The 25984-nt window shown below is 73.0% G+C and carries 27 protein-coding genes; 19 read left to right on the top strand and 8 right to left on the bottom strand.

Annotated features, from left to right (window positions below; genetic code table 11):
- The first annotated feature begins 72 nt into the window (after positions 1-72).
- The 5 genes from E3O41_RS12695 to E3O41_RS12675 all read left to right on the top strand — a co-directional run bounded on the left by E3O41_RS12695 (position 73) and on the right by E3O41_RS12675 (position 4992).
- A complete protein-coding gene (locus tag E3O41_RS12695; protein WP_244927249.1) occupies positions 73-1251 on the top strand; it encodes a Gfo/Idh/MocA family protein in 1179 nt (392 codons plus the stop codon).
- A 19-nt stretch (positions 1252-1270) separates the two neighbouring features.
- Positions 1271-2275 carry a sugar phosphate isomerase/epimerase family protein gene (locus tag E3O41_RS12690; RefSeq protein WP_067026846.1) on the top strand — a complete coding sequence of 335 codons (1005 nt, stop codon included), beginning with the start codon at positions 1271-1273 and terminating at the stop codon, positions 2273-2275.
- Positions 2276-2386: 111 nt separating this feature from the next.
- Positions 2387-3526, top strand: a complete 1140-nt coding sequence (locus E3O41_RS12685) for a sugar phosphate isomerase/epimerase family protein (RefSeq protein WP_135012538.1) — start codon at positions 2387-2389, stop codon at positions 3524-3526.
- A 183-nt stretch (positions 3527-3709) separates the two neighbouring features.
- Positions 3710-4219 carry a PadR family transcriptional regulator gene (locus E3O41_RS12680; RefSeq protein WP_067026842.1) on the top strand — a complete coding sequence of 170 codons (510 nt, stop codon included), beginning with the start codon at positions 3710-3712 and terminating at the stop codon, positions 4217-4219.
- Positions 4219-4992, top strand: coding sequence for an alpha/beta fold hydrolase (locus tag E3O41_RS12675; RefSeq protein WP_067026840.1), 774 nt, complete (start codon positions 4219-4221; stop codon positions 4990-4992). Before E3O41_RS12680 ends, E3O41_RS12675 begins: the two co-directional genes overlap by 1 nt.
- On the opposite strand, the gene E3O41_RS12670 is transcribed toward E3O41_RS12675, so the two are convergent.
- Positions 4993-6339, bottom strand: coding sequence for an MFS transporter (locus tag E3O41_RS12670; protein WP_067027082.1), 1347 nt, complete (start codon positions 6337-6339; stop codon positions 4993-4995). It lies immediately after the preceding gene.
- A 274-nt stretch (positions 6340-6613) separates the two neighbouring features.
- Here E3O41_RS12670 and E3O41_RS12665 point away from each other — a divergent pair, with 274 nt between their 5' ends.
- Positions 6614-7285, top strand: coding sequence for a YdeI/OmpD-associated family protein (locus E3O41_RS12665; RefSeq protein WP_067026838.1), 672 nt, complete (start codon positions 6614-6616; stop codon positions 7283-7285).
- Between the two features lie 3 nt (positions 7286-7288).
- Here E3O41_RS12665 and E3O41_RS12660 read toward each other — a convergent pair whose 3' ends face one another.
- Both E3O41_RS12660 and E3O41_RS12655 read right to left on the bottom strand, forming a co-directional pair.
- Positions 7289-8077 carry an LLM class flavin-dependent oxidoreductase gene (locus E3O41_RS12660; RefSeq protein ID WP_067026835.1) on the bottom strand — a complete coding sequence of 263 codons (789 nt, stop codon included), beginning with the start codon at positions 8075-8077 and terminating at the stop codon, positions 7289-7291.
- A 517-nt stretch (positions 8078-8594) separates the two neighbouring features.
- The gene (locus E3O41_RS12655; RefSeq protein ID WP_135012534.1) at positions 8595-10214 is read right to left on the bottom strand and encodes a glycoside hydrolase family 10-like protein; all 1620 of its coding nucleotides are present in this window, start codon (positions 10212-10214) and stop codon (positions 8595-8597) included.
- Positions 10215-10474: 260 nt separating this feature from the next.
- Between E3O41_RS12655 and E3O41_RS12650 the strand changes: the two genes are divergently transcribed.
- The 4 genes from E3O41_RS12650 (at position 10475) to E3O41_RS14515 (ending at position 13710) form a co-directional block, all read left to right on the top strand.
- Positions 10475-11863 carry a glycine--tRNA ligase gene (locus tag E3O41_RS12650; protein WP_067026831.1) on the top strand — a complete coding sequence of 463 codons (1389 nt, stop codon included), beginning with the start codon at positions 10475-10477 and terminating at the stop codon, positions 11861-11863.
- A gap of 152 nt (positions 11864-12015) precedes the next feature.
- Positions 12016-12684, top strand: coding sequence for a GntR family transcriptional regulator (locus E3O41_RS12645; protein ID WP_135012532.1), 669 nt, complete (start codon positions 12016-12018; stop codon positions 12682-12684).
- Between the two features lie 52 nt (positions 12685-12736).
- Positions 12737-13396, top strand: coding sequence for a hypothetical protein (locus E3O41_RS12640; RefSeq protein ID WP_338060485.1), 660 nt, complete (start codon positions 12737-12739; stop codon positions 13394-13396).
- A gap of 26 nt (positions 13397-13422) precedes the next feature.
- A complete protein-coding gene (locus E3O41_RS14515) occupies positions 13423-13710 on the top strand; it encodes a hypothetical protein (protein ID WP_338060484.1) in 288 nt (95 codons plus the stop codon).
- A gap of 6 nt (positions 13711-13716) precedes the next feature.
- Here the strand turns inward: E3O41_RS14515 and E3O41_RS12635 are convergent, their stop codons facing one another.
- The 5 genes from E3O41_RS12635 to E3O41_RS12615 form a co-directional block, all read right to left on the bottom strand.
- Positions 13717-14298 carry a hypothetical protein gene (locus tag E3O41_RS12635; RefSeq protein ID WP_067026827.1) on the bottom strand — a complete coding sequence of 194 codons (582 nt, stop codon included), beginning with the start codon at positions 14296-14298 and terminating at the stop codon, positions 13717-13719.
- Between the two features lie 52 nt (positions 14299-14350).
- Complete coding sequence (locus E3O41_RS12630) at positions 14351-14947, bottom strand: sigma-70 family RNA polymerase sigma factor (RefSeq protein ID WP_135012530.1); 597 nt, start codon at positions 14945-14947, stop codon at positions 14351-14353.
- 93 nt (positions 14948-15040) lie between these two features.
- Positions 15041-15610: an HhH-GPD-type base excision DNA repair protein gene (locus tag E3O41_RS12625; RefSeq protein ID WP_067026823.1), complete on the bottom strand. Its 570-nt coding sequence runs from the start codon at positions 15608-15610 to the stop codon at positions 15041-15043.
- Between the two features lie 25 nt (positions 15611-15635).
- Positions 15636-16790, bottom strand: coding sequence for an aminotransferase class I/II-fold pyridoxal phosphate-dependent enzyme (locus E3O41_RS12620; RefSeq protein ID WP_179954889.1), 1155 nt, complete (start codon positions 16788-16790; stop codon positions 15636-15638).
- A 474-nt stretch (positions 16791-17264) separates the two neighbouring features.
- The gene (locus tag E3O41_RS12615) at positions 17265-18545 is read right to left on the bottom strand and encodes a glutamyl-tRNA reductase (RefSeq protein ID WP_135012527.1); all 1281 of its coding nucleotides are present in this window, start codon (positions 18543-18545) and stop codon (positions 17265-17267) included.
- A 123-nt stretch (positions 18546-18668) separates the two neighbouring features.
- Between E3O41_RS12615 and hemE the strand changes: the two genes are divergently transcribed.
- The 9 genes from hemE (at position 18669) to hemB (ending at position 25982) form a co-directional block, all read left to right on the top strand.
- The gene (gene hemE / locus E3O41_RS12610) at positions 18669-19709 is read left to right on the top strand and encodes a uroporphyrinogen decarboxylase (RefSeq protein ID WP_425325886.1); all 1041 of its coding nucleotides are present in this window, start codon (positions 18669-18671) and stop codon (positions 19707-19709) included.
- Positions 19709-21265, top strand: coding sequence for a protoporphyrinogen/coproporphyrinogen oxidase (locus tag E3O41_RS12605; protein ID WP_135012523.1), 1557 nt, complete (start codon positions 19709-19711; stop codon positions 21263-21265). Before hemE ends, E3O41_RS12605 begins: the two co-directional genes overlap by 1 nt.
- Before the next feature lie 97 nt (positions 21266-21362).
- On the top strand, positions 21363-21686 hold the full coding sequence (locus E3O41_RS12600) for a hypothetical protein (protein ID WP_067026820.1): 324 nt from the start codon (positions 21363-21365) through the stop codon (positions 21684-21686).
- Complete coding sequence (locus E3O41_RS12595) at positions 21683-22105, top strand: phage holin family protein (protein WP_067026818.1); 423 nt, start codon at positions 21683-21685, stop codon at positions 22103-22105. Before E3O41_RS12600 ends, E3O41_RS12595 begins: the two co-directional genes overlap by 4 nt.
- Entirely contained in the window at positions 22095-22370 is a 276-nt protein-coding gene (locus tag E3O41_RS12590) for a hypothetical protein (protein ID WP_067026817.1), read from the top strand. The genes E3O41_RS12595 and E3O41_RS12590 overlap by 11 nt, the downstream gene beginning before the upstream one ends.
- A gap of 48 nt (positions 22371-22418) precedes the next feature.
- Positions 22419-23120 carry a hydrogen peroxide-dependent heme synthase gene (gene hemQ / locus E3O41_RS12585; protein WP_135012521.1) on the top strand — a complete coding sequence of 234 codons (702 nt, stop codon included), beginning with the start codon at positions 22419-22421 and terminating at the stop codon, positions 23118-23120.
- The gene (gene hemC, locus E3O41_RS12580) at positions 23117-24148 is read left to right on the top strand and encodes a hydroxymethylbilane synthase (protein ID WP_067026812.1); all 1032 of its coding nucleotides are present in this window, start codon (positions 23117-23119) and stop codon (positions 24146-24148) included. The genes hemQ and hemC overlap by 4 nt, the downstream gene beginning before the upstream one ends.
- Positions 24145-25002, top strand: coding sequence for a uroporphyrinogen-III synthase (locus E3O41_RS12575; RefSeq protein ID WP_083990974.1), 858 nt, complete (start codon positions 24145-24147; stop codon positions 25000-25002). Before hemC ends, E3O41_RS12575 begins: the two co-directional genes overlap by 4 nt.
- On the top strand, positions 24999-25982 hold the full coding sequence (gene hemB, locus E3O41_RS12570; protein WP_067026810.1) for a porphobilinogen synthase: 984 nt from the start codon (positions 24999-25001) through the stop codon (positions 25980-25982). Before E3O41_RS12575 ends, hemB begins: the two co-directional genes overlap by 4 nt.
- Positions 25983-25984: the final 2 nt, after the last annotated feature.

The raw sequence follows: 25984 nt of genomic DNA, 5'->3' as shown, positions 1-25984 counted from the left end.
CCGGTGCCGGGGCCGCCAGCGGCCGCCCCGGCACCGCCCCACGACACGACGACGAGACCAGGAGGAGACAGCATGACCGAGACCGGCGCACTGCGGGTCGCGATGATCGGGTACGGGTTCATGGGGGCCACGCACTCGCAGGCCTGGCGCACCGCGCCGCGCGTGTTCGACCTTCCCCGCGGCGTGGAGATGGCGGTGATCGTCGGCCGCGATGCCGAGGCCGTCGAGGCCGCCCGCGCGAAGTGGGGCTGGGCGGAGGCGGCGACGGACTGGCGGGAGGTGGTGGCGCGCGACGACATCGACGTGATCGACATCGTCACGCCCGGCTCCTCGCACGCCGAGATCGCGATCGCCGCGCTCGAGGCGGGAAAGCACGTGCTGTGCGAGAAGCCGCTCGCCAACACGGTCGCCGAGGCCGAGGTGATGGCGGCGGCCGCCCGCGCGGCGCGCGAGCGGGGCGTGCGCTCGATGCTCGGCTTCACCTACCGGCGCGTGCCGGCGCTCACCCACGCGCGCGACCTCATCGCGGCCGGGCGCATCGGCACCGTGCAGCAGGTGCGGGCCGCGTACCGCCAGGACTGGCTCGTCGATCCGAAGGCGCCGCTGTCGTGGCGGCTGCAGAAGGACCTGGCCGGCTCGGGGGCGCTCGGCGACATCGGGGGCCACGCCGTCGATCTCGTGCAGTTCCTGACGGGGCAGCGGGTGACGCGGGTCACGGGCGTGCTCGAGACGATCGTGCGGCAGCGGCCCGTCGAGACCGAGCGCAGCGGCATCGCGGGCGTGGGCGGCGACGAGCTCGGCGACGTCACCGTCGACGACCTCGCGATCTTCACGGGCCGCCTGGACTCCGGCGTGCTGGCGAGCTTCGAGGCGACGCGCTTCGCGACCGGGCGCAAGAACGAGCTGCGCGTCGAGGTCTCGGGCACCGAGGGCGCGATCGCCTTCGACCTCGAGGATCTCAATGTGCTGTGGCTCTACGACCGCACGGCGCCCGCCACCGAGCAGGGCTTCGCGCGGGTCATCGTCACGGAGCCCGGCCATCCGTATCTTGAGGGGTGGTGGCCGGCGGGGCACATGCTCGGCTACGAGCACGGCTTCAGCCACCAGGTGAAGGACCTCGTCGACGCGATCGCCGCGGGGTCCGATCCCGAGCCCGGATTCGATGAGGGACTGCACGTGCAGCGCGTGCTCGACGCGGTCGAGCGCAGCGCCGCACGAGACGCGGCCTGGACCGCGGTCGACGACGACTGAGAGAGAAGGAGAGGGAGCGATGGCGCGACCGATCACGCTGTTCACGGGCCAGTGGGCCGACCTGCCGTTCGAGGAGGTGGCCCGGCTCGCGGGGGAATGGGGCTACGACGGGCTCGAGATCGCCTGCTGGGGCGATCATCTCGATCCGAACCGCTGGGACGACGACGCCTACGTGCAGGACCGGCTCGACATCCTCGAGCGCAACGGCCTGAAGGTGTTCACGATCTCCAACCACCTCAAGGGGCAGGTGGTCTGCGACGACCCGATCGACGAGCGGCACCGCGCCATCGTCTCGGACGAGCTGTGGGGCGACGGCGACCCGGAGGGCGTGCGGCAGCGCGCCGCCGAGGAGCTGAAGAACACCGCGCGCCTGGCCGCGGCGCTCGGCGTGAAGACCGTGACGGGCTTCACCGGGTCGTCGATCTGGAAGTACGTGGCGATGTTCCCGCCCGCCACCGACGAGATGGTCGAGGCGGGCTACCGGGACTTCGCCGACCGCTGGAACCCGATCCTCGACGTGTTCGACGAGGTCGGCGTCCGGTTCGCCCACGAGGTGCATCCGTCCGAGATCGCCTACGACTACTGGACCACCAAGCGCGCGCTCGAGGCGATCGGGCACCGCGAGGCGTTCGGCCTGAACTGGGACCCGTCGCACATGGTGTGGCAGGACCTCGACCCCGTCGCGTTCCTCTGGGACTTCCAGGACCGGATCTACCACGTGCACTGCAAGGACACGAAGAAGCGCCTGACCAACGGCCGCAACGGCCGCCTCTCGTCGCACCTGCCGTGGGCCGATCCCCGGCGCGGCTGGGACTTCATCTCGACCGGCCACGGCGACGTGCCGTGGGAGGACGCGTTCCGCATGCTCAACGCGATCGGCTACGCCGGCCCGCTCTCGGTCGAGTGGGAGGACGCGGGCATGGACAGGCTCGTCGGCGCCCCCGAGGCGCTCGCATTCGTGCGGCGCATGTCGTCGTACGAGCCGTCGGCGGCGGCCTTCGACTCGGCCTTCTCCGCGCGCTGACGCCGCTGGCTCGTCGAGCGAGCGCAGCGAGTCGAGACCACGTCGTTCGGTTCCGGGCCTTGGCCGATCGCCTGCCATCCCCCTTCAGGGCCCCGTGCAAAGGAGCACACGATGGATGAACTCACTCACCGGGCCCAGGAGGACGCGCGCGCACTCGGCGGCCGCCTCGGTCTCAACCGGCGCCAGCTGCTCGCGGCGACGACCGGCATGGCCGCCGCGGCGGTCCTCGGCCTCGGCGGCGCCGGCGCCGCCCACGCGGGCGTGAAGCCCACCGGGCCGAACGGCGTGCTCGTGCCGCCGCCGCGCCGCGGCATCATCCTCTACACGGTGCGCGACGCGATCTCGCGCGACCCGGCGACGACCGACCTGCCGTCGGGATTCCGGCGCGTGTTCGAGGCGCTGTCGGGCATGGGGTACCAGCAGGTGGAGTTCGCGGGCTTCGGCCAGCACGCGAACGCGGAGGGCGGCAACGTCAACAACGTCGCCGGCGCGCACCTGCTGCGCACGTGGCTCGACGACAACGGGCTGCGCGCGCAGGGCAACCACGGCAGCATCCCGTCGACCCTCACCGACGCGACGCTGGCGGCGTTCGATCAGGCCTGCGAGGTGGCCAACATCCTCGGGCTCGACCACATCGGCACGGGCAGCGACCCGACGGGCAGCGCCTACGTGGCCGACTGGCAGGCCGCGGCCGACCGGTGGAACCTGCTCGGGGAGCGGGCGGCGAGCCACGGGCTCAAGCTGTACACGCACAACCACGACGTGGCGTACAGCTTCCTGCTCGACAGCGGACCGCTCGACTCTCAGGGCCGGCCGACCCGCTCGTCGGGCATCCGGCGGCTCGAGTGGTTCCTCGCCCACACCGATCCGGCGTACGTCTACCTGGAGCTCGACATCTACTGGGCGCACGTGGCGCAGTACAAGCACCGCACCTACACGGCGCCCGACGGGTCGCAGGTGACGTCGATCTTCGATCCGGCGGCCGTCGTCGCGGCGCAGACGCAGCGCTTCCCGCTGTTCCACGCCAAGGACGGCCGGATCAACACCGCCAGCGCCAACGGCTACGACATGGTCCCCTTCGGCACGGGCGACATCGACTACGCCACGTTCTACCGGCGCATCGGCGCGAAGGGCCACCACCACTCGATGTACGAGCAGGACAACGCCGGCTCGTACCCGGCGCCGTCCGCCTCCGCATCGCTGGACAACGCCGCCGTCTCGTACGACAACCTCGCCGCCCTCCGCGGCTGAGGGCCCGCGCCCCCGTTCGGCAACCGGCGGATGCTCCCCCGCCGGTTGCTGAACGGGGCCGCTCCGAGCGGGGATGCTGCTCCCCCCCCGGTTGCTGAACGGAGGCCGCGTCAGCGGCCGGAGATGAAGCGACCACCTCGACTCTCTTGCGGTGTCTCATATATGTGTGCTCATATATGAGACATGTCACTTACAAATGCGGTGCTGGGGCTCCTCGATCTCGCCCCCATGTCGGGCTACGACCTCAAGAAGTCGTTCGACAACTCCGTCGCGCACTTCTGGGCCGCCGACCAGGCGCAGATCTACCGCACGCTGGCCAAGCTCGTCGACGACGGCGCCGTCGAGGTGACCGTCATCCCCCAGGAGGGGCGCCCCGATCGGCGCGAGCACCGCATCACCGAGGCCGGTCGCCGGGCCCTGTCGGCCTGGCTCGCCTCGCCGCTCGACGACGAGCGCGACCGCGATCCGTTCCTCGCCCGCGTCTTCTTCGCCGGCCGGGAGGGGCCCGAGGTGGCGCGCGATCTGCTGCGTCAGCGGCGGGCGCTCGCCGAGGCGCGCCTGGCCGCGCTCCGGGCGATCCCACAGCCGGACGGCTCGCTCGCCGAGCGCCTGCGCGGCGCGACGCTGCGGCACGGCCTGCGGCATCTGGAGGCCGAGCTCGCGTGGCTCGACGAGGTGGAGGGGGAGCTGTGATGCACATCGAGGAGCACCACGCCGGCGCGGCGGAGTCGATCCTGTTCCTGCACGGTGGGAGCGTGGCGGGCTGGATGTGGACGGCGCAGGCCGAGGCCCTGCCGGAGTACCACGCGATCGTGCCCGACCTCCCGGGCTTCGGCGCATCGGCCGGGGTGCCGTGGACCGACCTCGAGACGGTGGCCGACGACCTCGCCGGCATCGTGCGCGAGCGGGGCGCCGGAGGGCGCGCGCACATCGTGGGGCTCTCGCTCGGCGGCGTGCTCGGCGCACTGCTGTGCGCGCGGCACCCCGACGTCGTGCGCCGCGGCCTCGTCACGGGCGCGGCGGTGCGCGGCGTCGGGGGCCTCACGCGCGTGTCGGGTCTCGCGCAGATCGCGCTGTGGGGCAGCGCCGGCTACTGGCGCGGGCTCGCGCGCGCGTTCCGGCTGCCGGCCGACGCGGTGCCGGCGTTCGTCGAGACCGGGCTGGGCACGGATCGCGCGTCGGCCCGGCGCATGACCCGCCAGGTGTACGACGGGCTCCCCGCCGCCGCGCTCGCGGGCCTCGGAGCCCTCACCGCCCCACTGCTCGTACTGGCGGGGGAGCGGGAGCCGCGGCAGGTGCGTGACGCCCTGCCCGATGTGGCCGGGCCGGCGCCGCGGGGCACGGCCGCGATCGTGCCGCGGATGCACCACGTCTGGAGCGCCGAGGATCCGGAGCTGTTCCACCGCGTGCTGGCCCACTGGCTCGCCCGCGCCGAGCCATCGCCCGAGCTGCTCCCCCTCGGCTGATCAGCCCCGGGCCGGCACCGAGGGGTGCGCCTCGACGGGCGGCCGCCGCGGGATGAACAGCGACAGCAGGCAGGCGGCCGCCCCGGTGATCGCGCCGAGCCAGAAGCACAGCAGGAACGCGTCGAGCGTGGGCACGGCGACGCCGTCGTACTCCACGACCATCGCGGCCAGGACGGCGGCCATCACGGTCGAGGCCGTCGAGGTGCCGAGCGATCGCGCGAGCGCGTTGATGCCGTTCGACGCCCCCGTCTCGGCCGCGGGCACCGAGCGCATGATGAGCATCGGCATCGCCGCGAAGCTCAGGCCGATCCCGACGCCGACGATGAGGTTGGCGATGAACAGGTGCGCCACGTGGTCGTTCCACAGCAGCAGGTACACGTACGACAGCGCGACGAAGCCGGTGCCGGCCGAGAGCATGATGCGCGGGCCCAGCACGCGCTCGAGCCAGCCGGACAGCGGCGAGATGAGCATCATGATGAGACCAGCGGGCATGACGATCAGCGCCGTCTCGAACACCCCGAGCCCGAAGCCCGAGCCCGTGCCGGCCGGCAGCTCGAGCATCTGCGGCAGCGTCACGTTCGAGCCGAACAGCGCGAAGCCCATGCAGATCGCGGTGAGGTTCGTGAAGAGCACCGCCGGCCGCGCGGCCACGCGCAGATCGAGCAGCGGCTCCGGCGTGCGCAGCTGGTACCAGCCCCACAGCAGCAGCACCGCGACGCCGCCCAGGCCCGCGCCGAGCGTGGCGGGCGAGAGCCAGCCCCAGTCGCTGCCGCGCGAGATCGCCAGCAGAATGCCGCTGAGCGCGATCGTCAGACCGATCACGCCGGGCACATCGAAGCGCCCCGGCGCGCGCAGCACGCTCGGCGGCACGAAGGCGACCACGAGCGCGGCGGCGACGATGCCGAGGCCGGCCGCGATCCAGAACAGCGCGTGCCAGTCGAGGTTCTCGACGACCCACGCGCTCACGGGCATGCCGAGCGAGCCGCCCACGCCCATCGTGGCGCTCATGAGCGCCACCGCCGTGCCCAGTCGGGCCGGGGGCAGCACGTCGCGCATGATCGCGATGCCGAGCGGGATCACGCCGGTCGTCGCCCCCTGCAGCCCGCGGCCGATGATCAGGCCGACGATGTTGGGCGAGAGCGCGGCGACGATCGAGCCGAGCAGCAGGAACCCGATGAGGATGAGCACGATGCGGCGCTTGCCGTACATGTCGCCCAGGCGACCGGAGATCGGCGTGGCGCAGGCGGCGACGAGGAGCGTGATCGTCACGACCCAGGCCGTGTCCTGGCGCGACGCGTCGAGCAGCTCGGGCAGCTCCGACTGGATCGGCACGACGAGCGTGAACATGTACGCCGAGGTCAGGCCGGTGAACGCGAGGGCGAACACCGTGAGCCACTTGGGGGTGGTGCGGGACAACCGCCTTCTGTCCGCCGCATCACTCACGTGCTTCACCCTATCGGCGGCCGGGGACACCCGGCTCCGAGATGCCGATACACCCCTCGTCCGCGGCGTTCCGGCGCAGATCGGCGATTCCGCGCAGCAGATCGCGGCGTTGGCTGCGCGGCAACGCAGATCTGCGCGGGATCGCGGCGATGTCGGTGGCGGGTGGCAGGCTGATCGCGTGAGCCACGACGACGAGCCCGGCACCGCGGCCGGCAGCGCCGAGCGACCGGCCCGGTTCTTCCGCGACGCCGCCGAGTTCCGCGCGTGGCTCGAGCGGCATCACGACACCGCGCCGGAGCTGTGGATGGAGCTGCGCCGGGCGCACGTGCCCGATCGCGGCCTCACATGGGCCGACGCGGTACTCGAGGCACTGTGCTTCGGGTGGATCGACTCGGTCTCGCAGCCGATCGACGACGACCGGCGCCGGCAGCGCTGGACGCCGCGGAAGCCGCGCAGCATCTGGTCGCGGGTCAACATCGACCACGTCGAGCGTCTCACCGCCGAGGGCCGGATGCACCCGGCCGGGCTCGCGGCGTTCGAGCGCCGAGCGCCGGAGCGCAGCGGCGTGTACTCGCACGAGAGCGGCGAGGCCGAGCTGGATCCCCGGCTGCAGGCGATCATCGACGCCTCGCCCGGCACTGTCGCGTTCCTCGCCGAGGCGGCGCCGGGCTACCGCAAGGCCGTGCGGCACTGGATCGCCTCGGCCGCGCAGGAGGCCACGCGCGAGCGCCGCGCCCGCCAGCTCGTCGCCGACAGCGAGGCGGGCCTGCTCGTGCCGCCCCAGCGTCCCGGCAAGCCCCCGGCATGGCTGCCCCGCGCGGCCGAGGCCGCCCGCGCGGCGACCGCGTGAGGTTCAGCCGGCCAGCGCGTCGATGATCGGCCTCGGATCGGGGGAGTCCGCGGGCGCCTCGAACGAGACGGCGTCCGCTCCGGCGTCGCCGTACGCGGCGGCGCGTTCGCGCAGGTGATCGGCCAGACGCGGCAGGGTGGTGTCCACCGGCACGTACACCGTGACGCGCGAGCGGCCGTCGCGTCCGGAGGCGGCGTAGCCCTCGTCGATGATCGCGCGCGCGGCGCGCACGTCGTCGGGCGAGGTGCCGCCCGAGAGCACCACGCCGTCGCCCAGCTCGCCGGCCAGGCGCAGCGTCTTGGGGCCGGTGGCGCCGATCACCAGCTGCGGCGCGGCCGCCGGCGGCCAGTCGAGCGCGACATCGCGCAGCGACACGTAGCGTCCGGCCGCGTCCACCGTGCCGCCCTCCAGCAGCGATCGCACGGCGGTCACATACTCGCGTAGCAGGGTCAGCGGCGAGGCGACGCGCGCGCCGACCTGGCCCATCCAGTCGAGCACGCCGTGCCCGAAGCCCGCGATGACGCGGCCGGGCGCGAGGCGCTCGAGCGTGGCGAGCTCCATCGCCGCGAGCGCCGGGTTGCGCAGCGGCACGGGGAGCAGCCCGAGTCCGATCCGCACGCGCTCCGATCGAGCGAGCGCGGCCGAGGCGGTGGCGATGCCGCCCTCGAGGAAGCAGTCCTCCCACAGCCAGAGCTCGTCGATCCCCGCCTGATCGGCCGCGGTGACGACATCGTGGAGGCGCTCGGGCGGCAGCTGCGGGCGGAACGTGACCGCCATCGTCGGAAGGGCCATGCCGCGATCCTCGCACGCCGCCGGGCCCAGCGTGCGGGGGTGCGGTCGTTCGGCCTCGACTCCGCGCCTCCGGCGCTCCGCTCGACCCGTCTCCGCTCCGGCGCTGCGCGCCTCCGGTCGACGAGCCAGCGGCGCGTGTGGCGCGTCAGGAGTGCGACCACGCGGGCCCGTCGACCGAGCGAAGCGAGCGGAGACGGCTCGAGCGAGCGAAGCGAGTCGAGAGCGCGGGGTTGGACCCGCGAGGCCTCGACTCCGCGCCTCCGGCGCTGCGCTCGGCCCGTCTCCGCTCCGCGGCTGCGCCGCTTCGGTCGACGAGCCGTGAGGCTTGCAGCCGACCACGAGCACCAACCACGCGGGCTCGTCGACCGAGCGAAGCGAGCGGAGACGGCTCGAGCGAGCGAAGCGAGTCGAGAGCTCGGGGTCGAACCCTCCAGGCCTCGACTCCGCCGCTTCGTTCGCTTCGCTCACTCCGGTCGACGAGCCCGTGGTGGCGCGTCGGGAGTGCAGCCGCCCGGGCTCAGACCCGCTTCGCGCGGCTCGGGGCGGACTCGTTCCAGAGGCGGTCGAGCGCGGTGACGACGTAGGTGTACGCACGGCCCGGCTCGGCCGTCGTGTCGGTAAAGAACTGCTCCACGACGCCGCTCGTGCGGACCGTCGCCCAGAGGTTCGCGCCATCCTCGATCTCGATCGCGCTCGCGGATCCCTCGACCCGGTAGATCGCGAACGACGTGGCGCGCGTCGGCTTCGGGCCGGCGTCGAGCCACTTCAGCGCGACGCCCGCATCGGTGCGCACGGCCTCGGCCAGGACCGGCTCGCGTACGGCGGTGCCGGGCAGGTGCGGCATCGCCGGCACGAGCGCGGGGCGCTGGTAGTGATCGGCCACGACGGCGGCCATCGCGCCGTTGAGGGCGTCGGCCTTGGGGATCTGGTTCGCCGAGTACCAGACGTGGCCGTGCACGGGGGTGCCGGCGGCGGTGAGCTCCTTGCCCAGCGCGACGTGGTTGGTCAGCTCGCGCGGATCGGTGAACACCCCGCTGGTGACCTTGTACGTCGCCTCGCCGATGTACAGCTGCGTGCCCGACTGCGCGGCGACCTCGGCCCACCATGGCGCGAGCTTGAGGTAGTCGGCCACGGCGAGGCCGAACTGCCAGTAGATCTGCGGGTTGATGTAGTCGAGCCAGCCCTCGAGCACCCACTTGCGGGTGTCGGCGTACTGCGCGTCGTACGACTGCGACCCGCTCGTCTCCGAGCCCCGCGGATCGGTCGCCTTGTTGCGCCAGATGCCGAACGGCGAGATGCCGAACTTGACCCACGGCTTGGTCTGCTTGATGCGCTGCGAGATCTCGCGCACGAAGGTGTCGACGTTGTCGCGGCGCCAGGCGGCGATGTCGGCGGAGCCCGCGCCGTGCTCGGCGAAGGTATGGGCGTCGGGGATCGTCTGCCCCGCAACCGGATACGGATAGAAGTAGTCGTCGAAGTGCACGCCGTCGAGGTCGTAGTTCGCCACCGAGTGCAGGATCGCGGCGTAGATGTGCTCGCGCGCGGCGGGGATGCCCGGATCGAAGTACAGCTTGCCGCCGTACGCCCACACCCATTCGGGGTGCACGCGCGCCGGGTGCTCCGGCACGAGCGCGGCGGCGTTGGTGTCCATCGACACGCGGTAGGGGTTGTACCAGGCGTGCAGCTCGAGGTTGCGGGCGTGTGCCTCGGCGACGGCGAAGGCGAGCGGGTCGAAGCCGGGGTGGCGGCCCTGCGTGCCGGTGAGGTACTTCGACCACGGCTCCAGCGGGCTCTCGAAGAACGCGTCGGCGGTGGGCCGCACCTGGAAGAACACGGCGTTGAGGTTCATCTCGACGGCCAAGTCGAGCCAGTGCCGCAGCTCGGCCTGGAGCGTCTCGGCGGGAAGGCCCGTGCGCGAGGGCCAGTCGATGTTGACGACGGTCGCGATCCACATGGCGCGCAGCTCGCGCTTCCGGTGCGCGCCGATCGCGGTCGTTGCGCTCGCCGGGGCGAGGGGCGCCGCACCGGCGGGAGTGAGGGATCCGACGGTCACGGTGAGCGCCGAGCCGGCGACGCCGGCGGCGGCGAGGGTCAGGAAGCCGCGGCGGGGGATCGCGACGGGGGCGGGGTGCGTCATTGCTGGTCTCCTCGATCGGGGTGCCCGTGGGGCCGATTGGGAAAGACTTTACGGACTTGCGACATATTGCGGTAGAGGTTTTCATCGGATCCGCGGAAGGCCGTTCCCGGGTGCGCCCGCGTCGCGAGGGCGGGCGTGGGCGGCACGTCGGCACTCGGGAATCCGTCCGGCACGCGCGGATTAGGATTGGGGTGGCGGCACCCACCGCTCTGGCGCCCGATTCCGGGCCATCCGATCCACTCCCGACCATTGGAGCCACCGTGGCCGAACAGTCCCGTCTCGACAAGGTGATCAGCCTCGCCCGCCACCGCGGGTTCGTCTTCCAGGCGGGAGAGATCTACGGCGGATCGCGGTCGGCGTGGGACTACGGCCCCCTCGGCACGGAGCTCAAGGAGAACATCCGCCGCCAGTGGTGGCAGACCTTCGTGCGCGGTCGCGGCGACATGGTCGGCCTGGACTCCTCGGTGATCCTGCCGACGAAGGTGTGGGAGGCCTCGGGTCACGTGGCGACGTTCACGGACCCGCTGGTGGAGTGCCTGCAGTGCCACAAGCGCCACCGCGAGGATCACCTCATCGAGGCGTTCGTCGCCAAGAAGGGCCGCGAGCCCGAGAACGGCATGGCCGACATCGTCTGCCCGGACTGCGGCACGCGCGGCCAGTGGACCGAGCCGAAGTCGTTCAGCGGACTGGTGAAGACCTACCTCGGCGTCGTCGACGATGAGTCCGGCCTGCACTACCTGCGCCCGGAGACGGCCCAGGGCATCTTCGTGAACTTCGCCAACGTCGTCACCGCGAGCCGCAAGAAGCCGCCGTTCGGCGTCGGCCAGGTCGGCAAGGCGTTCCGCAACGAGATCACGCCCGGAAACTTCATCTTCCGCACCCGCGAGTTCGAGCAGATGGAGATCGAGTACTTCGTGCCGCCGGCCGAGGCCGCCGAGTGGTTCGAGCACTGGGTCGACGCGTGCTGGAACTGGTTCGTCGATCTCGGCATCGACCCGTCGCACATGCGCAAGCTCGACGTGCCCGATGGCGAGCGCGCGCACTACTCGGATCGCACGATCGACGTGGAGTACGAGTTCGGCTTCCAGGGCAAGGGCTGGGGCGAGCTCATGGGCATCGCCAACCGCACGGACTTCGACCTCTCCAACCACATCGAGCACTCCGGCGCCGGCAACCTCGCCTTCTTCGACCAGGCCTCCGGCGAGAAGTACGTGCCGTACGTGATCGAGCCGTCGTTCGGCCTCACCCGCTCGATGATGGCGTTCCTCGTCGACGCGTACGCCGAGGAGGAGGTGCCCAACGCCAAGGGCGGCACCGACGTGCGCACCGTGCTGCGCCTCGACCCGCGCCTCGCGCCCGTGAAGGTGGCGGTGCTGCCGCTCAGCCGCAACGAGCGCCTGTCGCCGCTGGCCCGCGAGGTCGCCGACGAGCTGCGCGGATCGTGGAACGTCGACTTCGACGACGCCGGCGCGATCGGCCGCCGCTACCGCCGCCAGGACGAGATCGGCACGCCGTTCTGCGTCACGGTCGACTTCGACTCCCTCGACGACAAGGCGGTCACGGTGCGCGATCGCGACAGCATGGCGCAGGAGCGCGTGCCGCTCGAGGGCCTGAGCGCCTACCTCGCCGACCGACTCAAGGGCGCCTGACCCACAACTATCCGGGAACCCTAGCGGACCAGGCCACCGAGAGCGTACGATCGAGCTTCGTCGATATACGCTCCCCCGGGCGTGCGACATCGCGCGAAAGCACCCGAACCCTCGCGCGCCGCTGCCACACTCTGCACCCACGGAGGCCTCCCTTGTCCGCGCTCCTCGCCCTTGACACCCCTCAGCCGCAGCGCCTGTCCGACATGGTGTTCGTGCGTCTCGCCGACGCGATCGTCCAGGGCGAGCTCGCCCCCGGACAGTCGCTGCGCGATCAGGACCTCGCCGATCAGCTCGGCGTCTCGCGCATGCCCGTGCGCGAGGCGCTGCAGCGCCTGGAGCGAGCCGGCCTGATCGAGATGGCGGCGAGCCGCTACACGCGCGTCGCCGAGCTCACGCCGCAGCGCGTGCGCGAGACGATGGAGCACGCCGGCTACCTGTATGGATCGATCATCCGCCTCGCGACGAAGCGGATGACCGACGAGCAGGCCGAGACGGCGCTCGCGCTGCTCGGCAAGGTCGCCGCCTCGGGTACCGACGATGAGGCCTACCACGAGGCCAACCGCGCCTTCAACGACTTCATGATCGAGGTCTGCGGCAACAGCAACTTCTGCCTGCGCAGTGACCTGCTCTACTCGGTGCAGTGGGTCGTGCGCCACTTCCCGTTCGCCGAGTACGCGATGGTGCTGCGCGCGCAGCACGAGCGGCTGGCCGGCGCGCTCGTCGACCGCGACGCCGACGAGGCCGAGCGGATCGTGCGCGAGATGTACGGCGTCGACGGCGAGCACGCGGCGTTCTTCGCGGGCCTCGACCAGACCTTCTGATCGCCCGCCTCACGCCATCGAAATGTCGCCCGCCACGAACTAGCGTGCGGGTATGACCGAGACCGCGCCGGCGATCCTCGAGTGGATGAGCCGCACCGATCCGGCGCTGCGGTGGCAGGTGGAGCGCGATCTGCTCGATGCGCCGCAGGCCACGTGGCGCGCCACTCGCGAGCGCGTCGCCACCGAGGGGATGGCGGCGCGGCTGCTGGCGCGGCAGGATCCGGAGGGCACCTGGGCGCGCGGCGCCTTCTTCCCCGGTGAGGGCTGGGATCCGTCCGAGGCGACGGGGTCCGGCGAGGGCCAGCCGTGGGTCGCCACCACCTGGAGCCTCAGCGCGCTGCGCGAGTGGGGCGTCGACGCCGCGGTGCTCGGCGATACGGCCGATCGCATCGAGCGCGCGGTGCGATGGGAGTACGACGACCTGCCGTACTGGGGCGGCGAGGTCGACGTGTGCATCAACTCGTGGACCCTCTCGAACGGCCTGTGGCTGGGGCGCGACATGTCGGCGCTCGCGCAGTGGTTCGCCGACCACCAGATGGCCGAGGGCGGCTGGAACTGCGAGTGGATCGAGGGCTCCACGCGCGCCTCGGTCGAGTCGACCCTGAACGGGCTGTTCGGCTGCTCGATCACGAGCGGGCCACCGGCGGCACCCCGCAGCTGCGTGAGGCGCGGCACCGCGCCAAGGAGTACCTGCTGGAGCGCCGGCTGCTGAGCACGCTCGCCGAGGGGCGTCCGGTCGTGCCGTACGTCGGCGTCTTCATGAGCCCGGGCCGCGCCGCCTACACGGCGATCCGCGCGCTCGACTACTTCCGCGCGGCCCACCTGCACGACGGCCACGAGCCCGACCCGCGCCTTTCCGAGGCGATCGATCTGCTGCGCGGCAAGCGCCGCGACGACGGCACCTGGGCGGTGGATCACCGCCTGCCCGGACGCGTCTGGTTCCACGCCGACGTCGAGCCGGGGCAGCCGTCGCCGTGGCTCACGTTCACCGCGCTGCGCATCCTGCGCTGGTGGGACGGCGCCTGAGCGGCGTTACGCGATCGCGAGGCGCACGATCGCCGCGGCCACGCACGCCCAGCCGAGGCTCGCGAGCGTGCCGATGATGAAGCGCTCGCGCGCCTCCGGGGTTCCCAGCTCGGTGAAGCGCGCGATGCCCTTGACGGCCACGACGACGGCGATCGCCTCGGGATAGCCGACGACGAGGGCCAGCGCCGCCGCGACCCGCTCGAGGTAGCCGATCGTCACCCCGCCGCGCATCACCTCTGGACCCGCTCCGCCGGTGCCCGCCGGCGCGCGCAGGAGGATGCCGCCGTGCGGGCCCTCGCGCACGCCGTCGTCCGAGGCGATCGCGAGCACCCGGCGGGCGACGGGGTCGCCACCGAGCACCGCGACGGCGGTGCCCAGTACCGCGAGCGGGGCGACGAGCGGGAGGGGAACGTGCCACGGCGCGATCGCGACCGCGATGAGGGAGAGAACGATGAGGATCGCCGCCGTCAGGAGGGCCGCCGTCGCCGGCCGATCGCGCCGCACGAGGATGAGCACGAGCGCCGCGCCCATCACGAGCACGAGCGCGGCGCCGAGGATCACGCCCGGCAGGCTGTCGGCGAGCTGCATGCCGATCAGTGTGTCACGGGCGGCGGACATGGCCGCGGGAGCGGGCGGCGGGTCACGCGTCGGGGTCGAGGGCTCCCAGCACCCGGGCGAGGGCCGGGATCGCCGCCTCCTCCGTGCGCAGGCCCGCGACCCGCACCCGCCGGCTGACCGCGCTCTCGGTGATCCCCAGCTCGGCCGCCGCCTCGCGCTGCGTGAGGCCCGTCGCAAGCAGGTCGTGGATCTCCCAGCCCTCGTCGGTGCGGCGATCCCGCAGCTCGAGCAGCAGCCGCAGCAGCGCTTCGGCATCGGCGGCCGCCTCGGCGTCGGGGCCCTCGATCGCGAGGCGCAGCGGCGTGCTCTTCGCGCGCTCCACGGCGTCGCGGGCATGCAGGAACGCGTCGCCGCGGGCCGCCCGCACGACCTCGGGCAGCGGGGTGTCGACGGCTCCGGCGCCGAGGCCCACGCTCCAGGTCCCGGCGCGGCTCAGCGCGAGCGCGAGGGCGAGGGCGGCGGGGGCTCCGGCGATGAGTGCCTGGATCTCGTCGCCGGCCGTGCGCTCGGGGGGCAGGGCGAGGGCCGTCCCACCGACGCGTTCGATCGTGTCGATCGCGGTCGGCACGAGATCCGTACCCGCCTGGCTGTTGCGCTGATCGATCGTGAGCACGAACATCGCCGCTCCTTGCGCTCCGGGGATCAAGCTTTTCAGACTGAGCTTGCAGGCTCAAGTCTCGCAGCTTGTGCCGTTGGGCGCAAGGATCCCGGATTACGAGGCCTTCGCTGCCGCCTTCATCGCCTTCTTGTGCTCGCGGACCTTCGTCAGCGATTCGGGGCTGACGATGTCGGCGACCGAGCGGAACGAGCCTTCCTCGCCGTACGGCGCCGAGGCCTCGCGCCAGCCGTCGCCCGTGAACCCGTACTGCTTGCCCAGCAGCGCGAGGAAGATCTTCGCCTTCTGCTCGCCGAAGCCCGGCAGCGCCCTCAGACGCTTCAGCACGGTCGGCCCATCGGGGTCGCCCTGCGTCCACAGCGCGGCCGCATCGCCGCCCCACTCGTCGACCAGTGCCTGGCACAGCGCCTGCACGCGGCCCGCCATCGAGCCCGGGAACCGGTGCACCGCCGGCGACTCCTTGAAGGCCTCGGTGAACGCCTCGGGGTCGTACCCGGCGATCGTCGCGGCGTCGACCGATCCGATCCGCTCGCGGATCTTCTCGGGGCCCGCGAAGGCGGTCTCCATGGCGACCTGCTGATCGAGGAGCATGCCGACCAGCAGTGCCAGCGGGTTCTCGGTCAGCAGGGTGTCGGCGGCGGTGTCTCCGGTGATGTGAAGGGCCATGCGTCCATTCTCTCGCGCGGGCTGGTCAGAGCCGAGACTGGAACCGCAGGATCCGATCGATCGCCTCCGCGACGGCGGCGGGACCGGCGGCGAGCGAGAGGCGCACGAAGGTACGGCCGGCGACCGCGTCGAAGTCGGCGCCGGGGACGATCGCGACGCCCTCCTCCTCGAGCAGCGCCGCGCACCAGGCCGACGAATCCGGGTGTGCGCCGAGGCGCGGAGCGATGTCGGCGTAGACGTAGAACGCGCCGTCGGCGGGCGCGACCGTGCCCCAGCCGAGCACGTCGATGCGGCTCAGCAGCAGGGCGCGCGAGGCGGCGAACTCCTCGACACGGGTCTCGGCTTCGGCGTACGACTCCTCGGTGAACGCCGCGACGGCCGCGAGCTGCGCGGGCGCGGGAGGGCACAGCGCGAGGTTGCCGGCGAGCGCGTCGACCCGGGGCCGCAGGCCGTCGGGCACGAGCATCCAGCCCAGCCGGAAGCCCGTCATGCCCCAGTACTTCGAGAACGACGAGACGACGATCGCCGATCGATCGAGCTCCCAGGCGCTCGTCCCGCGGGCGCCGGGTGCGGAGGGATCCTCGGGGTACGCGATGCCGTGATAGATCTCGTCGCTGATCAGGCGGACGTCGTTCGCGTGGCACCAGGCGGTCAGCGCCTCGAGTTCGTCGCGGCTGATCATCGTGCCGGTCGGGTTGGCGGGCGAGGCGATCACGAGCCCGGCAATGGGGCCGCCCTCGGCGACGGCGGCGTCGAGCTGCTCCGGCGTGGGCTGGAAGCGGACCTCGGGGCCGCAGTCCAACTCGACGACCTTGCACCCGAGCGAGCGCAGGATGTTGCGGTAGGCGGGGTAGCCGGGCCGGGCGAGCGCCACGCGATCGCCGTGCTCGAACGCCGACAGGAAGGCGAGCAGAAAGGCGCCGGACGAGCCGGTGGTGATCGCCACCTCCTGCGCGTCCAGCGCGAGCCCGTACCACCGGGCGTAGTGCCCGGCCAGCGCCTCGCGCAGCGCGCGGATGCCGAGCGCGGGCGTGTAGCCCAGGGGCTCTCGATCGGCGTGCACCCGGATCGCCCGCTCGTGCACGGCCGCGGGCGCGCCGCCGGAGGGCTCGCCGGCGCACAGCGACACGACGTCGCGGCCCTCCGCTCGCAGCTCGGCGACGCGATCGAGGATCCGCATGACCTCGAACGCCGGAACCTCGGACCGCTGGGAGACCTTCACCGATTCAGTCTCGCAGGGTCGTGCGGTCGCGCGGGTGTCGGAGCGGGCGGTTGCGTCGGCGGATCTGTGGGGCTGGTGGTGACGGGTGGGGCAGGTGATGCGGTGCGCGGGTTTCCGATCCGACGCCGGCGCGGGCGAGGGCTGAGATCTCGACTCCGCTTCGCTGCGCTCGATCCGTCTTCGCTGCGGCGGCTGTGCCGCCTTCGGTCGACGAGCCCGAAGGGTTCAGGCCGAGAAAGGGTCGCGCGGATGTCGGAGCGCGGGCTTGTGTCGGCGGATTCGTGGGGCTGGTGGTGACCGGTGGGGCGGATGATCCGACCGGCGGGGCAACGATCCGACGCCGGCGCGGGTGATCCGACGGAGCGCGGGCGAGAGGGCCGCGAGCGCGACTGTGGCGGCTGCGCCGCCTCCGGTCGACGGGCCCGGGGGGGCTCAGGCGGAGGCGTTGCCGGTGAAGGGGCAGGCGGGGGCGTCCGTGGCCGCGGCGGCGGGGCGCGCGTCGACGCCGAAGAGCGTCTCGAGCGCGTCGAAGACGTCGTCGGCGCGGCCCTGCGCCGCCAGCTCGCGCGCGCGGGCCGTGGGCGTGTGCAGCAGGCGACCGACCATGTGGCGCAGCGCCTGCTCGATCCGCTCGTCGTCGCCGCGACCCTTGGCGCGGTCGATCTCGGCGTCGAGCAGTTCGAAGACGAGCTCGCGCAGGGCGACGATCGCGGGGGCCGCGCTCTGCTCGCGGCCGACGAGGTGGAACTTGGCGGCGGCGTCGCGGACCATGCGGCGGGCGTCGTCGTGGGCGCGCAGCTCCTCGAGCGGGGCGTGCAGCCGGATCGTCTCGAGATCGAGCAGGGTCATCCCCTCGAGCTCGCCCACCTCGTGCGCGACGTTGCGGGGCAGGCCCAGATCGATCACGAAGCCCCTGCCGGCGTAGCCGCCGCGCTGCAGCAGCTCGACGGTGACGACCGGCTCCTCGCGCGAGGTGCAGGTGACGACGAGGTCCGAGGTCGCCGCGGCCGCCGGGAAGGCGTCGTCGTCGACCCACGCGATGGCGTGCTTGAGAGCGAACTTCTCGCCCCGGCCCGACGGCGAGTACACGGTGATGTCGGTCACGCCCTGATCGCGCAGCGCGGCGATCGTGGCCGCGGCGTACGCGCCGGTGCCGATGAGCAGCGTGCGCTGCGTCGTCCAGTCGGCGATGCGGCTGTCGGCCAGCTCGAGCGCGAGGCGCACGAGCGAGCGGCCGGCCCGGCCGAGGGCGGTGGCGTTCTTGACGCCCTTCTGCGTCTCGGTGGCGCGCTGGAAGAGGCGCTCGAGCTCGGGGGAGGTCGCCTCGAAGGCGCGGGCGTCGTCGAGGGCGCGGCGCACCTGTCCGGCGATCTCGCCCTCGCCGATCACGACGGACTCGAGGCCCGAGGCGACGGCGAACAGGTGCTCGGCCACGCGGCCGCCGGCCTTGACCTCGTAGGCGCCCTCGAGCTCGGTCGGGCTCACGCCGGTCGCGGCCTGGATCGCCTCGAGCGCCGCGGTGACGCCCTCGATCTCGGCGTGCGCGGGCACATCGAGGTAGGCCTCGACGCGGTTGCAGGTGGAGAGCACGACGGCGCCGTCGATGCGATCCTTCTCGGCGATGAGCGGCGCGATCGGCGTGGCGTGCGAGGAGAGCCGTTCGAGCAGATCGAACGGAGCGGTCTTGTGACTCGCGGATACGCACAGCAGCACGATCACCGATTCTACAGCCCGTCGAATCTTTTTCTGAGTGATTCATGATTAGGGTGCCCTCACCTGGCGCCCCGCGCCCGCCCGCTCCGTGGGCACAGGGATCCCTCGGCGGGCGCGACCAGAATGGGGGCCATGGCTCACACTTCCGCGCTGGTGCGCGCGCTGAACGGCGACCGCCCCGAGGTCGCTCCCGTCTGGTTCATGCGTCAGGCGGGACGCTCCCTGCCGGAGTACCGCGAGCTGCGCGTCGGCACGCGCATGCTCGACGCGTGCCTCACGCCGGATCTCGCGGCCGAGATCACCCTGCAGCCGGTGCGCCGCCACGGGGTCGATGCGGGCATCTTCTTCAGCGACATCGTGGTGCCGTTGCGCCTGGCCGGCGTCGAGGTCGAGATCGAGCCGGGCCGCGGCCCCGTCTTCGCCGCCCCGATCCGCACGGCCGACGACGTCGCGCGGCTGACGGCGATCGACCCGGCCGAGGTCGCCGCCGCGGCGGAGCCGATCCGCGAGGCCGTGCGCCTGACCGTGGCCGAGCTCGGCGAGACCCCCCTCATCGGTTTCGCCGGCGCGCCGTTCACCCTCGCGGCCTACCTCGTCGAGGGCGGCCCCTCCAAGGAGCACCTGCGGGCGCGGGCGATGATGCACGCCGATCCCGACTCCTGGCACCGGCTGGCCGGCTGGCTCGCCCAGGTGTCGCGCGCCTTCCTGGGGGCGCAGATCGACGCGGGCGTGCAGGCGGTGCAGCTGTTCGACTCGTGGGCGGGATCGCTCGCGCCCGCGGCGTTCCGCGCGTTCATCGCGCCGCACTCGACCGCGGCGGTGACGGACCTGCCCGTGCCCGTCATCCACTTCGGTGTCGGCACGGGGCCGTTCCTGGCCGACATGCGCCTCGGCGGGGTCGCGTCGGCGGTGGGCGTGGACTGGCGACTGCCGCTCGACGAGGCCGCGGCGATCGTGGGCCCCGACGTCACGCTGCAGGGCAACATCGATCCCGCGCTGGTGGGCGCCCCGTGGCCGGTGCTCGAGGCGCACGTGCGCGACGTGCTGCGCCGCGGCCGCGCGGCCCGCGCCCACATCGTCAACCTCGGGCACGGCGTCCCGCCCGAGACGGATCCGGCGGTGCTGACGCGCATCGTCGAGCTGGTGCACGCGGACGGCGAGTGATGACCGAGGACCTCGGGCTGCTGCACGAGCGGGCCGCCGCGACGCGGGTCGCCGTGATCGGCGGCGGGATCGGCGGCCTCGTCGCCGCCCGCGAGTTCGCCAAGGTCGGCATGTCGGTCACGCTGTTCGAGGCCGATGATCGGCTCGGCGGGGCCGTGCGATCGGGCGAGGTCGCGGGCCTCGCGCTCGACCTGGGCGCCGAGAGCTACGCCACGCGCGGCGGACACGTCCGCGCGCTGATCGACGATCTCGGGATCGCCGATCTCGTCGTCGAGCCCGGCACGGGCGCCGGCGGCGCCTGGGTCGCGGGCCTGCCCGGCGGAGGCGCCGCGCCTCTGCCCGTCGGCGGCATCCTCGGGATCCCGGCCAATCCGTTCGCGGTCGACGTGCGCCGGGTGATCGGCTGGTCGGGCGCCTGGCGCGCGTACCTCGATCGCGTCCGGCCCGTCCTTACGATCGGCCGCGATCGCAGCCTGGGCCACCTCGTCCGCACCCGCCTCGGGCGGACGGTGCTCGATCGGCTCGTCGCGCCCGTCACGAACGGCGTCTACTCCGCGGATCCCGACGACATCGACACCGACGTGGCCGCCCCCGGCCTCAACGGCGCGCTCACCAAGACCGGCTCGCTGCTGGGCGCCGTGGACCTGCTGCTGCACGAGCGGGCGCAGAAGGCCGGCGCCCCCGGATCGGCCGTCGAGGGGCTGCGGGGCGGTATGGGCCGGCTGATCGAGGCGCTCGCCGCCGCGCTCGCCGACGCCGGGGTGCGGATCCGCACGGCCTCACCCGTCACCGAGCTGGCGCGCGAGGAGGACGGCTGGCGCATCGTGACGCCCGCCGCCGCGGAGTCGGCCCACCCCGAGCCCGCCGCCGCGGAGCCCGCCGAGCCCGCCGCGCCCGCGCCGGAACCCGCCGCACCGGAGGCGCCGGAGCGGTTCGACCTCGTGCTCGTCGCCACCGAGGAGCACGCCGCCCGTCGCCTCATCGCCCCGCACGCCGCGGGGCTGGCGCCCGAGCCGCCGCGCCCGGGCCCCGTGGTGCACGTCGCCACGCTCGTGCTCGACGCCCCGGAGCTCGACGCCGCCCCGCGCGGCACGGGCGTGCTCACGGTGCCCGGATCGTTCACCGCCAAGGCCCTCACGCACGCCACGGCCAAGTGGGGCTGGGTGAGGGACGCCGCCGGGCCGGGCCGCCACGTGGTGCGCGTCTCGTTCGGCGCACAGGGCTCCGAGCCGGCCACCCGGGGCCTCAGCGACGACGCCGCGGCCGAGCGGGCGCTCGACCAGGCCGGGCGGCTGCTCGGCGTGCCGCTGCGCCGCGAGCAGCTGCGCGGCTTCGCGCTCGCGCGGTTCACGCAGTCGCAGCCGGCCGCCACCATCGGCCGCCGCGACGACGCCCGCGCGGCGCGAGACGCCATCCGGGGCGTCACCGGGCTCGGTGCGGCCGGCGCCTGGCTGGCCGGGACCGGCCTCGCGCAGGTGGTGCCCGACGCGATCGCGGAGGCGGACCGGCTGCGTCGCGTGGCGCTGTGGGCCGACGAGCCGGACGCAAACGACTGATTGTGAGCCATTCCGTCAGATTCCGCAACGGGAATGCGTCGGAAACATGCGCGGGCTATCGTGGGACGCACGCACCCGACGACGTGAGGAGACCCTGATGAGGGGCAAGGTGGGACTCGTGATCGGCCTCGGCGCGGGCTACGTGCTCGGTACCCGGGCGGGTCGTGCGCGCTATGAGCAGATCAAGACGCAGGCGCAGAAGGTGTGGAACCTCGAGCCGGTGCAGGAGCAGGTGGCCCGGGTGAAGGACCTCGCCGCCTCCGGCGCCATGAAGGTGCCGCGCCTCGCGTGGGACGGCGCGGTCAAGGTCGTCAAGACCGTGACCTCGACCGCCGGCACCCCCGGCCAGAAACTCGACGCCGCGATCGATGAGGCGGAGGACACGGTCGACGACGTGAAGAAGGCCGCGGACAAGCGATGACGGAGCGGACCACGCGGTCGCCGCTGCGCGACCGCGCCGACGACGGGCTCTTCACGCTGATCGGCGACCTGCCCGAGCTCGTCTCGAACCTCGTCAAGGCCGAGGTCCGTGCGGTCAAGGGCTACGTCGGCCAGCTCGTCAAGCACGGCGGCCTCACCGCGGTCTTCGCGATCGTGGCCCTCTTCTTCCTGTTCTGGACCATCCCGGCGTTCCTCGCCTTCTTCGTGATCCTGCTCGACCTGTGGATGCCGCTGTGGGTGGCGGCGCTCATCGTCGTGGTGATCGGCATCGTGCTCGCCGTGCTCGCCGCCCTGTGGGGCTACGTGCGGCACGTGCGCAAGATCCAGAAGCTCGAGAGCCCGGCCACGTCCGTGAAGAAGGACGCCGGCATCGTGAAGGAGTTCGCCGATGAGTTCTGACGCCCTGCCCAAGACGGTCGTGCCCAGCGGCATCCGCGACGAGGTGGAGCTCGCCCGCGCGGAGCTGAAGGCCGCGCTGGCGGCGATCGAGCACAAGGCGAACCTGCCCGCCCGCGCGGCCGAGGCCACCGAGCGCAAGGTCGCCGAGGCGAAGTCGTTCGCGCGCCGCAAGCCCGCGGTCGCCGCGGCCGCCGCCGTGGCCGTCGCGGTCGCGGTGGGCGCCGCCGTGTGGGGCGTCGCGGCGCTGCTGAGCAAGCGCCACTGACCGGGAGGAGCCCGGCGCGCTCCCACCTGCGGGTGGGAGAATGGCGGCATGGTGCAGATCCAGCCCCGTCCCCAGGCCGATGCCCCCGAGCGCTCCGGCGACGACTACAGCCTCTTCGCCGTCTGGCGCCGCAACCCGGCCGAGCCGGTCACCGAGAGCGACCCGACGGAGCTGGCCGACATCGTGACGCTGCTCGCCGACCAGGGGGTCACGGTCCGCGGCTTCTACGACGTGAGCGGGCTGCGCGCCGACGCCGATCTCATGGTCTGGCTGCACGGGCCCGTCGCCGAGGATCTGCAGAAGGCGGTCCGGCGCCTGCGTCGCACCGAGCTGCTGCGCCCCCTGCTTCCCACCTGGAACGGCATGTCGGTGCACCGCGACGCCGAGTTCAACAAGAGCCACGTGCCGGGCTACCTGCGCGGCATCGCGCCGAAGGGCTGGCTCACGGTCTACCCGTTCGTGCGCAGCTACGAGTGGTACCTGCTGCCCGACGAGGAGCGGCGCTCGATGCTCGCCGACCACGGCCGCAAGGGGGCCGCGTTCCGCGGCGTCGTGGCCAACACGATGGCGGCCTTCGCGCTCGGAGACTACGAGTGGATGCTGCCGATGGAGTCCGATGAGCTCACCGACCTCGTCGACATGATGCGCGACCTGCGCTACACCGAGGCGCGCCGTCACGTGCGCGAGGAGGTGCCGTTCTTCACCGGACGCCGGATCACGCTCGACGAGATCCCGGAAGTCCTGCAGTGACCGACGCGGGATCGGCAGCCGGGCTGCCCGACGTCATCCGCCTGGGCACGCGCCGCAGCGCGCTGGCCATGGCGCAGTCGGGCATGGTGGCGCGCGATCTCGAGGCCGTCACCGGCCGCCGCGTCGAGCTCGTGCAGATCGTCTCAGAGGGCGACACCACCCGCGCATCGCTGGCCTCGCTCGGCGGCACCGGGGTGTTCGCGACCCGCCTGCGCGAGGCCCTGCTGGCCGGCGAGTGCGATCTGCTCGTGCACTCCCTCAAGGATCTGCCCACCGCGCCGGCGCCCGGGCTGGTGATCGCGGCGACGCCGCGCCGTGCCGACGCCCGCGACGTGATCATCACCCGCGACGGCACCCGCCTGGAGGACCTCCCGGCCGGATCCCGCGTGGGCACGGGATCCCCGCGCCGCATCGCGCAGGTCCGCGCCGCCAACCCGGGGGTCGAGATCCACGACCTGCGGGGCAACGTCGACTCGCGCATGGCGCGCGTGCGCGACGGCGAGCTCGACGCGATCGTGCTCGCCGCCGCGGGTCTGAGCCGCCTGGGCGCCGACATCGACCTGCACGTCGAGCCCCGCGATCTCGTGGCCTGGCCCACGGCGGCCGGTCAGGGCGTGCTCGCCGTCGAGACCCGCGCCGATGCCGCGCCCGCGCTGCTCGAGGCGCTCCGCCGCCTGGACGATCCGGTCACCCGCTACGCGCAGGAGGTGGAGCGGACGATCCTCGCCGGCATCGAGGCGGGCTGCCACGCTCCCGTCGGCGTGCACGCGTTCCTCGACGGCGATCGGATGCGCGTGCGGGCCGACGTGCTCGGCGCCGATCCCGCGCAGACGGTCGCGACGGATGAGGATGTGCTGATCGGGACGATTTCCGCTGCGGGTGCCGAGGGGTATAGTCGGGACTCAGGCAGCGCCGACGGTGACGCGCCCGGCGCGACCCCGCGCGCCAGCGACATCGGACACGAGATCGCGCGTCGGCTGCTTGCGGCCGGCGCATCCGAGCTCATCTCGGGGCCCTCCACTCTATGACTGCAGAGACTTCAGCCAAGGCGCCCAAGCCCCTCGCGGGCTGGCGCGTGCTCGTACCCCGCGGAGGACCGTGGGGCGACGGCGTCGCGGCGACCCTGCGCGCCAAGGGTGCGGTCCCCGTGGTCGCCCCGCTGATCAACTTCGCCCCGACCGAGGACGCCGCCGCGCTCGAGTCCGCGATCGCCGACCTCGCCGCCGGGCAGTTCGACTGGCTCACCGTCACGAGCGCCACGACGGTCGACGTGCTCTACGCCTACCAGGCCACGATCCCCGAGACGACGAAGGTCGCGGCCGTGGGCGAGACCACCGCCGCCGCGCTGCAGGCGGTCGGCTACCGCGTGGACCTCGTGCCCGAGATCGACAACTCCGCGGCCGGGCTGGCGCATCAGATGATCCAGGCCGAGAGCGAGCCGCGTCGCGTGCTGACGCTGCGCAGCGAGATCGCCAAGCCGGTGCTCACCGTCGCCCTGCAGAAGGCCGGGCACGACGTGCGCAGCGTGGTGGCCTACCGCACGATCGGCGTGCCCGCGTCGGAGCGGGTCGCGCGCGACGTGGACAACGGCCGCATCAACGCGATCCTCGTCACGAGCGGATCGGTCGCCGAGCAGGTGCGCGAGCAGTTCCCCGTGATCCCCGACCAGACGATCATCGCGGCCATCGGCCCCCGCACGGCGCGCGACGCCGAGCGCGTCGGCCTGCCAATCCAGGTGGTCGCGCCGGCGCAGACGATCGAGTCGCTCATCGACAGCCTCGCCGGCATCCCCGTCCCGCCGCCGACGAGCGCGGCGCTGGCCATCGCCGACACCGGCCCGAACGCCGTGATCGCCGGCTCGAACCCGGAGCGATCCTCGTGAGCTTCCCCACGCACCGTCCCCGCCGCCTGCGGCAGTCGCCCGCCGTCCGCCGCCTCGTGCGCGAGACGCATCTCGTGCCGTCGCAGCTCGTGCTGCCCCTGTTCGTGCGCGAGGGGATCGACGCGCCCGTCGAGATCTCGTCGATGCCCGGCGTGCACCAGCACACCCTGGACTCGCTGCGTCGCGCCGTCGCCGAGGCGGCCGAGGCCGGCGTGGGCGGCGTCATGCTCTTCGGCGTGCCCGCGGTGCGCGACGCCGTGGGCTCCGGCGCGGACGACCCCGACGGCATCCTCAACGTCGCCACCGCGGCCGTCGCGGCCGAGGTCGGCGACGCGCTCGTCGTGCAGACCGATCTGTGCCTCGACGAGTTCACCGATCACGGTCACTGCGGCGTGCTCGCGCCCGACGGATCGGTCGACAACGACGGCACGCTCGAGCGCTACGCCGCGATGGCCGTCGCGCAGGCGCAGGCCGGCTCGGCGCTGCTGGGCCTGAGCGGGATGATGGACGGCCAGGTGGCCGTGATCCGCGGCGAGCTGGACGCCGCCGGATTCACCGACACGCTGATCCTCGCCTACGCGGCCAAGTACGCCGGCGCGTTCTACGGTCCCTTCCGCGAGGCCGTCGACTCGCAGCTGAAGGGCGATCGCCGCACCTACCAGCTCGACCCGGGCAACGGGCGCGAGGGCGTGAAGGAGGCGGTGATCGACGCCGAGGAGGGCGCCGACATCGTCATGGTCAAGCCCGCCGGCCCGTACCTCGACGTGCTCGCCGAGGTGCGCGCCGCCGTCGACATCCCCGTGTGGGCGTATCAGGTCTCGGGCGAGTACTCGATGATCGAGGCCGCCGCCGCCAACGGATGGATCGACCGCCGCGCCGCCATCCAGGAGTCGCTGCTGGGCATCCGCCGCGCCGGCGCCGACGCGATCCTCACCTACTGGGCGGTCGAGGCCGCCCGCTGGCTCCGCGCCGAGCTCTGACC

Source organism: Microbacterium sediminis (assembly GCF_004564075.1).
In the GTDB taxonomy this organism is placed as follows: Bacteria; Actinomycetota; Actinomycetes; order Actinomycetales; family Microbacteriaceae; genus Microbacterium; species Microbacterium sediminis.
The sequence above is the reverse complement of the archived record's forward strand: the minus strand, read 5'-3'. Positions and strand labels throughout refer to the sequence as shown.

Bases quoted from the DNA above. Each gene is read 5' to 3' on its own strand.
- E3O41_RS12620 (WP_179954889.1), bottom strand. From the start codon at position 16,790: ATGCGGATCCTCGATCGCGTCGCCGAGCTGCGAGCGGAGGGCCGCGAC.
- E3O41_RS12605 (WP_135012523.1), top strand. From the start codon at position 19,709: ATGACCGAGGACCTCGGGCTGCTGCACGAGCGGGCCGCCGCGACGCGG.
- E3O41_RS12600 (WP_067026820.1), top strand. From the start codon at position 21,363: ATGAGGGGCAAGGTGGGACTCGTGATCGGCCTCGGCGCGGGCTACGTG.
- E3O41_RS12635 (WP_067026827.1), bottom strand. From the start codon at position 14,298: ATGCAGCTCGCCGACAGCCTGCCGGGCGTGATCCTCGGCGCCGCGCTC.
- E3O41_RS12630 (WP_135012530.1), bottom strand. From the start codon at position 14,947: ATGTTCGTGCTCACGATCGATCAGCGCAACAGCCAGGCGGGTACGGAT.
- E3O41_RS12595 (WP_067026818.1), top strand. From the start codon at position 21,683: ATGACGGAGCGGACCACGCGGTCGCCGCTGCGCGACCGCGCCGACGAC.
- E3O41_RS12680 (WP_067026842.1), top strand. From the start codon at position 3,710: ATGTCACTTACAAATGCGGTGCTGGGGCTCCTCGATCTCGCCCCCATG.
- E3O41_RS12660 (WP_067026835.1), bottom strand. From the start codon at position 8,077: ATGGCCCTTCCGACGATGGCGGTCACGTTCCGCCCGCAGCTGCCGCCC.
- E3O41_RS12590 (WP_067026817.1), top strand. From the start codon at position 22,095: ATGAGTTCTGACGCCCTGCCCAAGACGGTCGTGCCCAGCGGCATCCGC.
- E3O41_RS12670 (WP_067027082.1), bottom strand. From the start codon at position 6,339: ATGTTCACGCTCGTCGTGCCGATCCAGTCGGAGCTGCCCGAGCTGCTC.
- E3O41_RS12655 (WP_135012534.1), bottom strand. From the start codon at position 10,214: ATGACGCACCCCGCCCCCGTCGCGATCCCCCGCCGCGGCTTCCTGACC.
- E3O41_RS12640 (WP_338060485.1), top strand. From the start codon at position 12,737: ATGACCGAGACCGCGCCGGCGATCCTCGAGTGGATGAGCCGCACCGAT.
- E3O41_RS12695 (WP_244927249.1), top strand. From the start codon at position 73: ATGACCGAGACCGGCGCACTGCGGGTCGCGATGATCGGGTACGGGTTC.
- hemE (WP_425325886.1), top strand. From the start codon at position 18,669: ATGGGGGCCATGGCTCACACTTCCGCGCTGGTGCGCGCGCTGAACGGC.
- hemQ (WP_135012521.1), top strand. From the start codon at position 22,419: ATGGTGCAGATCCAGCCCCGTCCCCAGGCCGATGCCCCCGAGCGCTCC.
- E3O41_RS12625 (WP_067026823.1), bottom strand. From the start codon at position 15,610: ATGGCCCTTCACATCACCGGAGACACCGCCGCCGACACCCTGCTGACC.
- E3O41_RS12685 (WP_135012538.1), top strand. From the start codon at position 2,387: ATGGATGAACTCACTCACCGGGCCCAGGAGGACGCGCGCGCACTCGGC.
- E3O41_RS12690 (WP_067026846.1), top strand. From the start codon at position 1,271: ATGGCGCGACCGATCACGCTGTTCACGGGCCAGTGGGCCGACCTGCCG.
- E3O41_RS12575 (WP_083990974.1), top strand. From the start codon at position 24,145: ATGACTGCAGAGACTTCAGCCAAGGCGCCCAAGCCCCTCGCGGGCTGG.
- E3O41_RS12675 (WP_067026840.1), top strand. From the start codon at position 4,219: ATGCACATCGAGGAGCACCACGCCGGCGCGGCGGAGTCGATCCTGTTC.